This window comes from Comamonas sp. GB3 AK4-5 (assembly GCF_041320665.1).
Taxonomy (GTDB): domain Bacteria; phylum Pseudomonadota; class Gammaproteobacteria; order Burkholderiales; family Burkholderiaceae_C; genus Comamonas.
Window position 1 is genome coordinate 3,847,799 of the sequence record NZ_CP166730.1, and the last position, 11,746, is coordinate 3,859,544.

Genomic DNA, 11,746 nt, shown 5'->3' on the forward strand with positions numbered 1-11,746 from the left:
CGCGCGAGACTTGCGCTATCGCGGAATTTCGATGGGTACAAACAAACGCGCCCCACCGCGCTGCACCAGCAGCGCGACAGCGCCATCGGCCTGCCGCACCAGCTCCGCCATGGCTTCCAGCGTGGCCACCGGCTGACCGTTGAGTGCCAGGATCAAATCGCCCACCATCACGCCGGCACGGGCGGCGGTCACATTGATCTGCTGGACTAGCAAACCACCTTCGATGCGCAGCAACTGGCGTTCTTTGCCCGTCAGCACCCGCACCCTCAGACCCAGCGGTGCTGCGGGTTCGGGTGCAGCCTGGGCCATGGGCATGCCCTCCAACCGCTCCACCAGCACCGTCAAGGACAGCGGCACCGCATCGCGCCACAACGACAGCACGGCCGGCTCGTCCGGTGGCAGATCGGCAATGCGCTCCAGCGCCTGGGCGGAGTGGGCGATGCGCTCTCCCGCCACCGCCACGATCACATCGCCCGGACGCATGCCTGCACGATCGGCCGCACCACGCGGCTGCACATAACTCACCAGAGCCCCCTGGGGTGACGGCAAACGAAACGACGTGGCCAGGGCCTGGCCGACTTCCTGCACAGCAATGCCTATGCGTCCACGCGTCACCACGCCGCGCTCTTGCAACTGGTGTTTGATGCGCATGGCCACATCAATGGGAATGGCAAACGACAGCCCCTGGTAGCCGCCGCTGCGGCTGTAGAGGCGGGCATTGATGCCAATCACCTCTCCCCGCAAATTGAACAGCGGCCCCCCGGAATTTCCGGGGTTCACCGCCACATCGGTCTGCAGAAACGGCATGTAGTCGGCCCCAGGAAGCACCCGGTTGCGAGCGCTCACAATGCCTGCAGTCACCGAGTTGCTGAAACCAAAGGGCGAGCCAATGGCCAGTGCCCAGTCCCCCACGGCCGTGGCGTCCGGATCACCGATGCGCACGGCAGGCAGCCCCTGGGCCTCGATCTTGAGCAGGGCAATATCCGATACCGTATCGGAGCCTACGAGCCGGGCCTTGAACTCGCGCCTATCGGTCAGCCGCACCTGGATATGGCTGCCGCTGGCCACCACATGCGCGTTGGTGAGGATGTATCCGTCATCCGAGACGATGAAGCCCGAGCCCAGACTGCCCTCCTCCACCCGCGACGACCCCGCAACCGCCGACCTTGCCGGCATATCGGTGGGAGCCACCGAAATATTGACCACGGATGGCCCCCAGGTGCGAGCCAATACCGAAAAATCCGACGCATTCCACGACTGAATCGGGGCGCATCCCATGCCGCCGGCCAAGGCCACGGCCATGCACAGAACCGCCAGCCATCGATGCAGTGGCAATGGACTGGGCCTGCCCATCAGCCCTTGTCCAATAGATGCAATGCCAACTCCATCGCCATGGGCTGGCGCAAATCGGCCGGCGGGGCTTCACGCAAAGGCTCGGTGCTGAGCAGCTGTCGCAAATCTGCATCGGCTTCCGCCTTGCCCAATGAGTCAAACTCCAGACGCTCCACCTGGCCTGCGGGCCCCACCCACAGGCGCAGCACCAAGGGCGTCGCCTGCGTCGCAGCGGTCCTGGCACCTGTCGGCACAGCCTGCATGCGTTCCTGCATCCAGGCATGCAGCCGCAATACGGCCTGATTGCCGGAGTCGGCCAACCTATCTTGAAACTGCTCGCTGACCTGTTGGGCATAGGCCATCCAGTGCGCTGGAATGGCGGTTGCCGCCTGCGCCGGTGTTTGCGCCAGCGCAGGCGTGGTGGACAAGCTCAGGCCCAGCCCCATGCCACCCAGCACATGGCGCATCAGCGACCACAGACCCGCCTTGGTGGTCGAGCGTTTTTTTGACACGGCGAAATCCCCCAAAATCATGCTGCTGCGCCGCCCTGGCAATGGCGCAGCAGCGCTCCCAAAAAACAGGGCCGAAGCCCTGTCCATCCCCCTCAGGCGGCCACCGCTTCAGCGGGCTCTACGGCAGCTGCCGTGGCCTGAGGCTGCTCCAAAGCGCTGTCCTGCGCAGCGGCAGCAGAAGCTGGTTTGAAGTTACGCAGGTGCTGGAAGAACTGGCCCATCATCTGGCTCCACAGCTGCAGCATCACATCCAGATGCCCGGGGGTGACGCCACCGGCGACCAGCACATCCATCTCCAGCACCACAAAGTCGCCATGCTGGGCCACACGCGCAAAGCGTTTGCTGCGATGCCAGTCGCTCACCACACCCTCGGGCAGCGTGCCGCCTTCCACCCGCAACGGGCAGCTCAGGGTCAGGTCCACATATTCACCGGCGCGCAGGGCATTGCCCCACAGCACCTGAAAGCCAATGCCCTGGCTGGCACTGTGCAGACGCACCACACCATCGTGCTCTACGGCGGTGACGGCGCAGCCCGAAGCCTTGATGGCTTCGGCCACCTGCTCGGCATTCATGGAGAAAAGCAGCTCGCCAGGGGTAGCGGCGGGCATGGATTCGGCGGCGTTTTTTGCGGATTGCTTGTTGCTCATATTCAGGCTCTGGATCAAAAAATGGGAAGGGAGTAAAGACGCGCCTTGCGCTCAGTTGACTTTTTTCAGCAGCGCGTCCAATGCCGCGCTGTCGATGCTGACGCTGGTGGCCGGCGCCAGCTTGGCCAGATAGGCATTGACCAGTTCCTGCTGCTTCTGCTCGCGCAGGGCCGCCTGCAGACGGGGTTTGACCTCGTCCAGCGTAGCCACCCGCGCGGGCTGGCTGGCCAGCAACTTGATCACGTGAAAGCCTGATGTCGATTGCACCGGCTCACTCACCTGGTTGGGCTGCAAGGCCGCGACGGTGCTGCGGATTTCCGGCAGCATCTGCTCCAGCGGCAGATTGCCCACCTCACCACCTTGCGCGGCGCTGCGGGCGTCTTGCGATCGGGCCTTGGCCAGGGCTGCGAAGTCGCCCTGGCGGGCCTGTCCGGCCAGCTTGACAGCGTCAGCGCGCACGGCTGCAATCGCCGCCGCATCCGCACCAGGAGCGGTCGGCAGATAGATTTGCGCCACACGGTAAGTGGCCGCCATGTTCAGATTGGGCTTGGCACGTTCATAGGCAGTGCTCACGTCGGCATCGCTGGGAAAGCCCGCAGGCAGTTGCGTCACCGACTCCAGATAGCTGCTGCTGACAATGCGGGCCGTGATGTCCTTGATGGCAGCATCGATGCGCGCCTTGACTTCAGGACGATCCGCCCATTTCTTTTGCTGGGATTCGCGCAGCAGCGCTTCACTGGCCAGGCGCTGGTGCAGCCAGTTCTCAAGGCCTACGCGGTTGCCGTTGACCTGGGTGCGCTCGGCCTCGGGCATGCTCTGCAGCAGTCGCTCGACTTCGGCAGGTGCGATGCTGATCGCACCCAATTTGGCAACCGCGCCCGCCGACGCCTGTGCGGAGGGCGAGGCAGCTTGCACGGCCGCGCTGCCCATCAGTGCTGCCAGCGCCAGGCTCAGGGCACTGCGCATACGGTTGTGACTCAAAACTTTCATGGATTTCCTCTTTGTTGGGGCACCGGATACGGCCCCATAGCCGCTGCGCTGCAGATACCGGCGCCTTGCCGCATCGCGCTCCTCGCCGTATTGAGCGCATAGCTGCATGTCATCCCTGTGACCCCAGGCCCAAAGGCCTAGCGATTCCAGCGGCAAAAGCAGCAACAGGGGAGCGAACATGGGGACGCCAGATGCACGCATAGCGATCTCAGGGCTTGGCTTCCGGTCCGATATGCAATGTGTCGCCCGTCTCCTGCGCTTGCTGCAGGGTCACGGCCTGGGCATCAAACTTGCCCTGGTACAGGCGGTCGCCATACTGCTGGGCAATTTGCTCGTACTTCACCCGGCTTTGTGCCGCAAAGGGCTGGCGCGCCGCCAGCAGCGTATTCAGGTCCATCTTTTCATAGGCCTGGAGCACCTCATGGCCCAAGGCGTACAGCTGCTGGTTCTTGGCTTCGCACTGGGCGATGGCGGTCTGCTGCAGCTTGGCATCGCTGGCTAGGCGCTGGCGCTCCGCCTCTGCGGTACGTGCCATTTTCAGCAGCTCGTCGTAGGCCAAGCGGAACTGCTGTACCTGGGCATTGGCCTTGGCTGTGGCCTCCCTGGCCTGCTGCACGTCGCTATCGTGACGGCCGCGCGCATCACGCTCACGGCTCAGTTGCTGGCGGCTTTGTGCCAACTCGGCCTTCAAGGCCTCGACGTCGGGCGATGGCGCGGCCTTGGCCGTCCCCGCCACACCGGCTCCACCTGCCGCAGCACCGGACTTGAGCAGGGCCAGCTCGTTGTTGGCCTGTTGCAGCTGGCTGGTCACCGAACGCAGCTGGGCACGCAGGCGCTCTTCCATGCTTTGCTCCTGGGCATGTGCCGTGGTCAGCCACGTCGCACAGGCCAGTGCCACCAAGGCCATGCAGACATGGGCTTTCCCCCCCTGGGCTTTAAACAGCTTCATGTGTTTTCCTTCTAGAAACGCGCATTGAATTCAAGCTGCAGCATGTCGACTTGATAGGGGGCGCCATAGACCTCCTTGGTGGACATCCAGCGGCCGGTGAACCAGGTGTTCTTGTCGATCGCATACGAGCCGCCGATGTAATAGCCGCGCGCATTGGTGCCGCCCATGTGGAAGGAGGAGTCGTTGTAGCCATCAGGCATGGCATCGGGCTCTATGCGCTTGTAGCCCGCCAGCACGTTCCAGTCGCCACGCGCTGCAGGGCTGGGCTTGCCCAGGGTGGCTTGCAGCATGTAGGCATTGCCACCGCTCTTGAAGTCGGCCTTGGTCGGAATCAAGGGGGCATTCGCACCATAGTTGTTGATGATGCCGCCATTGGCGCGGCGGAACATCTCATCCTTGTCGTAGGCCATGTTGCGCACCAGGTTGGCATCCAGGCGCAGACCGAAGCCACCGGCCACCTTGGTGTCCCAGCGCATGTTCACATCCAGCAGCTGGAATTTCGAGGCCAGGCCAAAGTACTGCGGCTGGGCCGTATTCGCCGGGTCGTTGGGGTTCAGCGCAATATTGCGCAACAGCATCAGCGTATTGCCCTTTTGCATAAAGGCGGGGCGCGCCCAGTCGGTGCTGCAGGTTTCAGCGCCGGCATACAGCGCGCAAGGGGTCGACAGCTGACCGTTGACATTGCGGAAGTCGTAGTACGCCAGCGCCCCGCGCAGGCGGTTGTGGTTATCGAGCTTCCAGTTGGCACCGGCCTGCAGGCCCAGCAGCCATTTGACCTGGCTGGATGCCTTTTCGAGCGAACGCGAAGGGAAGTTGTCCGACGAATACTCCAGCGGAATAATGCCCAGCGTGCCAAACAGCTCCAGGTCTTTGTTGGAAGGCAGCGGCTTTTGGTATTGCAGCGCAATACCGTCCAGATTCAGGTCACTGGAAAACAGCATGTCGGTCGCCACAAAGGGGTTGGCAAAACGTCCCCCGGTCACCGTCACCCCGTCAAATGGCTTGTGCGACAGCCAGGCCTGGTCCAGCCAGACATTCTTTTTTCCCAGGCCGCCGCCCAGGGTCTGGGTGGTCGACACCGGGCTGCTGTCGCTGCCGGTGGCAAGGCGCACGCCTGCCTGGGTGGACTCCGATATCTCGGCCACCACGCCGATACGCGCCCTGGCACGCAGCTGGTTCTGGCGGTTCTGGCGCGTGTTGAGCAGGGGCGGAAAACCGGCTGCCGTATTGAGGTTCACGTCATAGCCGTTGCCATTGTTGATGGCGCCGTAATCCACGACTTCGTTGCTGTTGCCCCCCGCGAAGAAACGCGACTCGCTGCGCACCCGCATATCGCCTTCAAAGCGTATGCGCTGGGTCCACTCCGGGGTCTCATTGGGCGCCGCCCAACCTTCGGCCTTGGCCTGGGCCATGACCTCGCCCTTGATCTCGTTGCGGATCTCATCGCGCACAGTCTGCGAAATATAGGGAACGCGCACATCGCCTGCAGCGGGTCGCAAGGCATTGGTGGAGCCCGCCGCCGTTCCTGCAGCCACAGCAGCAGCTTGGCGCTGTGTCTGCTGGGCGGCCATCGACTCGGTCTGCGCCTGGGCCAGCAAGGCCTCGCCCACATCCTTGGCAAGCGCCCCACTTTGGATCAGGCCGCGAATGAGCTGGACCATGGCGCTGTCCTTGACCGGAGCATCCCATTTCGAGGTTTGCGCGTGGGCCGTCAAGGAGGTCAGCGCAATGGCCGCTGCCACGGCGGCGGCCTGCGCACTGCGGGCCAGCGGAGGGCATCGCAGCGCAATACGCCTTGCGGCAATGGAGGGAGAGACGAAATAAGTCATGGTTGAAACAGAAATAGGGGGAGAAGCAAAAGAGCGGCCAAGAACTTGCAAAAGGCTCAAGGGCGGCGGCCGTTCATGGCAACGCGCATGGGGAAGCGCATGGAGGGCGGTGGTCGTTCATCCATGACCTGGAGTTCGCGCAGCATGGCCAGCACCAGCTCTTCGGTCTTGTCGTTGCTGCTGCCCTGGGCAAGCTGCACCTTGGTGATACGACCATCTGCCGCCAGCCACAGGTCAACGCGCAGATCGCTGAACACCAGGCTGCGGGTGCGGGGATCACGCGCAAGGGCCTGCTGCAGCTTGGCCGAGATGTAGCGCTGGTAAGAGCCGGCACCCAGCCCACCACCACCGCCGGTCATGCCCCCTCCGCCGCCTACGGCGATGCCGTCGGTGCCGGCCTGGGCATCTGCATTCATCGTCATGGGGTCACCCATATCCTGGGAGGGGCTGGGCGCGGCATCGTCCATGGGCTTTTCCATGGACTCGACCGGCGTGGGCTCGACCTCGGTGATCTGGGGCTCCACCTTTTCCGGCTCGGGCTCAGGCAGCTTCTCAGGCTCTGGCGGCGGTGGTGGAGGCGGCGGCAACATCACCATCGACGTTGCGGCCACCTCGCGTTTGGTGCTGGCCGTACCGGCCAGCAAATACCACAGCACCGCCAGCGCCACCAGGCCCACAGCCACACCCATCGCCCAACCGCCCCAACGACGCCACCAGGTGGCGGCCGGCGTGGGCTGCGGTGCATTGGAATTGCGCATAGTCAATTGGCACTCCTCACGCGGCAGGCTTGCCGGTCACGAGGCCAATCTGGTTCAGGTCGATGCGGCGCAGCAGGTCCAGCACCTCGACCACCTTGGCGTACTGCACGGCCGAGTCGCCGCGCACGATGACGGGGAAGTCCGGCGACAGCGCCTTTTCGGTGCGCAGACGCTCTTCCAGCTCGGGCAGGGTGACCGGATAGGCATCCAGGAACACGCGGCCGTCGTTGTCGATGGAAATCGCCTTGGTCTTGGGCTTTTCCAGGGCCACCGAAGCGCTGGCCTTGGGCAGATCCACCTTGATGCCGGGAATGCTGGCATTGCTGGTCAGGATGAAAATCACCAGCACTACCAGCAGCACGTCCACAAAGGGCGTGATGTTGATGCCCCCGGAGCGCTTCTTGGTGCCGAATTTGGCAGCTGCATTGGCCATGGCTCAGGCACTCCGCAGGTTGCGGCCCTCGCCCTGCTCTTCGGCAAGGCGGGTGGCGAACTCATCGACAAACACGGCCATGTCGGCGCCGATGGCGTCCGAGCGCGATGCCAGCCAGTTGTAGCCAAACAATGCGGGGATCGCCACACCCAGGCCGGCCGCGGTACACAAGAGCGCGGCCGCCATGCCGGGCGCCACCGAGTTGATGTCCACAGCCCCGGCCATGGCCGCCACCACGAACACCAGCATGATGCCGATCACCGTGCCGAACAGACCTACGTAAGGCGCACCTTCGATGGTGGTCGACAGCCAGTTCATGCGCTTGGACATGCTTTCGTTTTCGCGCACCATCACGCCGTCCATGGCGGCGCGGATGGCGCCGATGGTGGCCGTCGACACCGCATTCAGGTCATAGCCACGGGCATGGCGGCGGCCCATTTCTTCGATGGCCACCGCATACAGGCGCCACAGAGAGGAATCGCTTTTGACCGACTCAGGCACCCTGCTGCCCTTGGCCAAGCTGTCAAGCGGGGCTCCCGCCGTCTCGCGGAAGAAGCCCATGAAGACCGCATTGGCGCGCGAGATGGCGCCGTAGCTGCGGCCCTTGCCGATCATGATCATCCAGGAGAAAGCCATCATCAGGCCCAGCACGGCCACCACAATCCAGGCATCCAGCGGCATGGCGGCCAGGATGAAGCCAAAGTGGCTTTTGCCGGCCTGCTGCTCATCGGCACCAAAAGCCATCATGCGTGACTCGGCACCTTGCGATACGGCGTCAGCCAGCAGCAGGCTGTCGGGGCGGGCCAACTTGGAAATGCGCAGCTCGTCGATCGCGCCCACAAAGGGAGCAAAGCCGGCTGCGGCCACGGTGTCCACACCCAGCGATGCAGGCGTGTTGAGCGCCGGCAGGGCCACCGCCAGCGTGGCCGCGGGGTGGCCGCCAACCAGCAGGGTCACGGCCTGGCCTTCGGCCTTGACGGCCAGGTGCGACCACTGACCAGCCTGTATGGGCTGACCCGGGTTGCTGCGCTGGCCGTTGACCTGCACAAAGGGCACGCCCAGGTCCACCCCCACCACCAGCTCACCCGCGCCATCGCGGCGCGAATACACCACCTGGCGAGCGCCCAGCGTTTCGGGGCGCACCCAGGCGCTGAAGGTGAAAGCGCCACCGGCAGCCACCGCCAGCGAAGGCGAGGCAGGCAGCGCCAAGGCGGCATTGCCCAGCATGGCACCGCGGCCGATCAGGGTGGCTTCTGCCGAGGGCGTCATGGTTTGCGCATGGTTGCCATAGGCCGTGGTGTCGCGTGCGGGCACGCCGCTTTCGGCAAAGTGGTAGATCAGCGTGTAGTCCGGATCGAAAGTGCGCTGGCCATTGCCCGATGCAGGGGCTTTTTTGTTGCCGTAGTACATCCAGATCTGCTGGGGTGTGGCCACCGGCAGCGCGGGCATGTCCACCCAGATCAGGGCCATGCCCAGCAAGGGGTCGAACTGTTCGATCTGGTGGTTGAGCACCGTCTTGTCGTCGCCCGCGATAAAGCGCAGGTCCGCGCCGGTATCGCTCACGCCGTCAAAGTTGAAATTGCCGGTATGCAGGCGCACCAGCACGGGGGTGCGCCCCGCATCAGCGCCTATGGCCCCGCCTTGCGGGCCGGCATCGATGGTGATGGGTTTGCGGTAAGCCCAGTCAGCCTGCCACCAGGCCGCTTGCGCCAGGCTCGGCAAAAGAGCGCTCAACGCCGAGAAAATCAGGAAAAAAATACGTCGCATGACAGGATGTCTCCGAGGACTCGAGAAAACGAACTACGAGGAATCAGCGCCGGCTCAATAGCTGGCATTGAGGTTGAAGGTGAGACGAGGCTCATGCTTTTGCGTGCGCGGCCCGTCCTTGAGCGGATAGCCCAGGTCCAGTCGCGCGCTCAGGCCCTGACCCACACGGAAGCTGGTGCCGACACCCAGTGATGCCAGCGAAAATTTGGACTGCTGCTCGACCATGGGCGTGCGCAGGCGCAGGTGGGCGGCGTCGGCAAAGACATAGGCACGCCAGCCTTCTATGGAATCGCCCAGCCAGGTCAACGGGCGGGTGCGCCACTCCAGCGATGCCACGGTTCCGACATCTCCCGTGGTTTCGGCCGAGAGATAGCCGCGCACGGAGTTGGCACCGCCAGCGGCGATCTGCTCACCCGACACCAGCGGAGAGTCGGTCAGCTGGCCCGCGAAACGCCAGCCCAGCTGGGATGCATTGGCCAGCGCATAGCTGCCGTTGAAATCAGCCTTGAGCACCTGAAAGCTAGAAGAGGCCTTGTAGCGCTTGTAATGAAAAGCCCGCCAATCGCTGCCCCATCCCAGAAGACTGCGCGTACCGGTCACGACCGAGAAGCCCAGGCCGTACTGCAGTTGCTCCCCCTGATAAAAGCCCGAATAGGCCAGGGTGATGGGCGCGTACTTGAGCGGCACATCGTCACCGCCTTGGCCAAAGCGCAGGGATTCCTTGTTGTTCTTGAAGTCCACACCCGCGCTGAAGTTGTGCCACCAGGAGCCGCTGTCGGGCACGGTGTAACCGGCCTTCAGGCCCACGCCATAGCCCTTGCCGATCACGCTGGTTCCGCCCACGGTGGACACATTGCTGTCGGAGCTGTAGGCCGAGACGTCGAGACTCCAATGCGTGCCGCGCACAGGCGCCGAGTACGAACCAGACCAGACCCGGGTCTGGTTCAGATCTTCCGGCGTGGTGAAAATGCTGAGCGATGCGCTGTGCCCCAGCTGCCACAAATTATCATGACCGATGGAGGCAGACAGGCGCAAAGGCTTGGTGTCGGCGCTGCGGTCATTGTTCAGGCCCAGGCTGGCACGCCATGGACTGCTGTCCTCCACCTTCAGGTCCACGTCCATGGTGCCGGGCATGCTGCCCTGGCGTACCAGTGGCATGACCTGGCGTTTTCCGGTGCGGTTGAGCACGGTGAGCTCTTGCTGTGCCTGGTTGAAGTCGGGTACCGCACCTTCACGCAAGGCGGGAACCTGGTCACGCACTTCCACGGGGGAGCTGTATGCAGAGCCCACCACTCGCACCCGGCCCACACGGGTTTCATTGACCTGCAAAAACACCAGACCTTCCGTGACCTGTTGCTCCGGCAGGTCCACATACACGGACTGGTAGCCCCTGGCCTGGTAGACGGCCAGCAAGGCATCGCGTGCGCTTTCAATGTCCTTCAAGGTCTTTCCCGGGCCCAGAAAAGGCGTCACCGCTTGCTCGATGGCATAGGCATCCAGCACGGTATTGCCCCGCACGATGTACTCCATGACATCCACGGCGCGCTCTGCCTGCTGCGGTGCTGCGGAATCTAGCTGTTGGGCCTGCGCCCATACGGGCCCTACAACTGCGCACACGACCATGGCTGCCAGGCTTTTCGCACTTCGCTGCACAAGGCCTGCGCTCGTTCTCATTGCATTCATTGGATGAACTCGATTCCCAAAATCTGGTGTCCGGACACAAGGTGGCATTGCCATCGTGAAGTGTTCAGATGACAGAAAACACGTCCTGATACATAGACGTTTGGGGTTTGGCGAAACCGCTATTTGTCACGAAAACTTCATAAAAATCCTTGGCCGCCCTACAGGTCGCCGATGACAGAACCACAACCGTCATCAACACGCCTTGTGGTGCCCGGACAATGCCCAGCCTTGCGCCAAGCTGCGCCACACCCCTCATACGGAGTGACTTCGGATGGATACCCACAACCGCTCGGGCACGGCTGCGCATTGGCCGGCCTCTTGCACCGAACACAGGGGCAACTGGTTTGTTTCACCGCCAAGCTGGGCCGAGGGCCAGGCTGTGGGAGGCCCATGGCAACGGATGCCCGCAACAGGACTTGTGGCCGCGCTTTTGAGCACATGGCTGTGGCCAGCCACCTGCGCAGCGCAAGCCCCTGAGGCAGCGCTGCCTCAGGTGAATGTCTCGGCATCGTGCTTGGAGGTCGAGGTTGACGGGCAGCGTGTGCCGCCCTCGTTTGAATGCCTCACCAGCAAGCTCAGCCCCCAACCCCAGGCGGCGCCGACAGCGGCCCAGCGCCATGCCAGCGATCCCCTGGCGGCCGAGGCCATCACCCAACGGCCATCCAACCAGCTGGGTCTGTTCAACCGCGCGGCCACAGGCCATCGCATGGGCAATCAGTTCGGCATCTCGGCCTTTCCACAGCGCCCACCCGAAACGCCGGGGACACCCAGCCCGATTCCGTCCATTCCACGCTGAGCGCGCCCTCTTCCATCAAAACAGAGGCATGCGGGCCGGATGGCGCACGC

General features: G+C 63.7%; 11 protein-coding genes. 1 reads left to right on the plus strand and 10 read right to left on the minus strand.

Annotation, left to right across the window (positions count from 1 at the left end):
- Positions 1-15 precede the first annotated feature (15 nt).
- From ACA027_RS17360 to ACA027_RS17405, 10 genes are all read right to left on the minus strand, one after another.
- On the minus strand, positions 16-1,335 hold the full coding sequence (locus ACA027_RS17360; protein ID WP_370679447.1) for a trypsin-like peptidase domain-containing protein: 1,320 nt from the start codon (positions 1,333-1,335) through the stop codon (positions 16-18).
- 17 nt (positions 1,336-1,352) lie between these two features.
- Positions 1,353-1,844 (minus strand): YbaB/EbfC family DNA-binding protein, encoded by a 492-nt coding sequence (locus ACA027_RS17365; protein WP_370679448.1) that lies wholly within the window; start codon positions 1,842-1,844, stop codon positions 1,353-1,355.
- 92 nt (positions 1,845-1,936) lie between these two features.
- Positions 1,937-2,491: a YbjN domain-containing protein gene (locus tag ACA027_RS17370; protein ID WP_370679449.1), complete on the minus strand. Its 555-nt coding sequence runs from the start codon at positions 2,489-2,491 to the stop codon at positions 1,937-1,939.
- A gap of 51 nt (positions 2,492-2,542) precedes the next feature.
- A complete protein-coding gene (locus ACA027_RS17375; RefSeq protein WP_370679450.1) occupies positions 2,543-3,481 on the minus strand; it encodes a peptidylprolyl isomerase in 939 nt (312 codons plus the stop codon).
- 208 nt (positions 3,482-3,689) lie between these two features.
- Complete coding sequence (locus tag ACA027_RS17380; RefSeq protein ID WP_370679451.1) at positions 3,690-4,430, minus strand: hypothetical protein; 741 nt, start codon at positions 4,428-4,430, stop codon at positions 3,690-3,692.
- Between the two features lie 11 nt (positions 4,431-4,441).
- The gene (locus ACA027_RS17385; RefSeq protein WP_370679452.1) at positions 4,442-6,259 is read right to left on the minus strand and encodes a putative porin; all 1,818 of its coding nucleotides are present in this window, start codon (positions 6,257-6,259) and stop codon (positions 4,442-4,444) included.
- Between the two features lie 56 nt (positions 6,260-6,315).
- Positions 6,316-7,017, minus strand: a complete 702-nt coding sequence (locus ACA027_RS17390) for a hypothetical protein (protein ID WP_370679453.1) — start codon at positions 7,015-7,017, stop codon at positions 6,316-6,318.
- Between the two features lie 16 nt (positions 7,018-7,033).
- Positions 7,034-7,450, minus strand: a complete 417-nt coding sequence (locus tag ACA027_RS17395; RefSeq protein WP_370679454.1) for an ExbD/TolR family protein — start codon at positions 7,448-7,450, stop codon at positions 7,034-7,036.
- Positions 7,451-7,453: 3 nt separating this feature from the next.
- Entirely contained in the window at positions 7,454-9,217 is a 1,764-nt protein-coding gene (locus ACA027_RS17400) for a DUF2341 domain-containing protein (protein ID WP_370679455.1), read from the minus strand.
- 54 nt (positions 9,218-9,271) lie between these two features.
- Entirely contained in the window at positions 9,272-10,747 is a 1,476-nt protein-coding gene (locus ACA027_RS17405; RefSeq protein ID WP_370682617.1) for a ShlB/FhaC/HecB family hemolysin secretion/activation protein, read from the minus strand.
- Between the two features lie 583 nt (positions 10,748-11,330).
- On the opposite strand from ACA027_RS17405, the gene ACA027_RS17410 reads away from it, so the two are divergent.
- Positions 11,331-11,696 carry a hypothetical protein gene (locus ACA027_RS17410; protein WP_370679456.1) on the plus strand — a complete coding sequence of 122 codons (366 nt, stop codon included), beginning with the start codon at positions 11,331-11,333 and terminating at the stop codon, positions 11,694-11,696.
- Positions 11,697-11,746 lie beyond the last annotated feature (50 nt).